Here is a 535-nt window from a genome sequence, read left to right as displayed (position 1 = left end):
GTTGCCGAGGTCCTTCACTTCTGTTGCGGTCAACGCCTGATCCAGCTTCCGCATGAAGTGATCGCCCTGGAATTCTCCCCAGCAGCTGCCATCGGGATTGATGCAGATCTCGATGACATCGTCGCGGGCGGCGGCGTCGATCCGGTCGAGCGAGGTCTGGAGATAGCTCAGCGACATGGGCTCAGAATATCTCCAGATCGCGGTCGACCATCACCGTGACGCGGGCGCCCTGGTCGACATAAATGACGGGACCGATGGAGAGGTAGTCTCCGATCACAGAGTCCGTGGCATCGGCAAGATCGTCGCCCACGTCTTCGAGCACGTCCGCCGTGGTCTCGTCCTGAACATTTGCTGCAGCGGCGCTTGGCGCGGCGGAGATCAGCGAAATCAGCGCCGCCGAGCCGAAGCGCTCATCGAAGCGGGTATCGACAAAGCCGGTGACACCTGAGCGGCCCAGTTCATCTCCCCCGAAGGAGCTGATCTGGATGGTTTGATTGTCGGGCAGGATGATCCGGTCCCAGGCGATGGTGACCCG

The 535-nt window shown here is 61.5% G+C and carries 1 protein-coding gene; it reads right to left on the bottom strand.

Going from position 1 to position 535, the window contains the following annotated elements; translation table 11 throughout:
• Positions 1 to 181: 181 nt before the first annotated feature.
• Positions 182 to 535, bottom strand: a 354-nt coding sequence (locus V7702_RS16845) for a TrbI/VirB10 family protein (protein ID WP_335651223.1), incomplete at its 5' end; no start/stop codon positions are given.

Origin of the sequence: Phenylobacterium sp. (assembly GCF_036963605.1) — a bacterium.
Lineage (GTDB): Bacteria > Pseudomonadota > Alphaproteobacteria > Caulobacterales > Caulobacteraceae > Phenylobacterium.
This window is presented reverse-complemented; position numbering and strand designations above follow the sequence as displayed.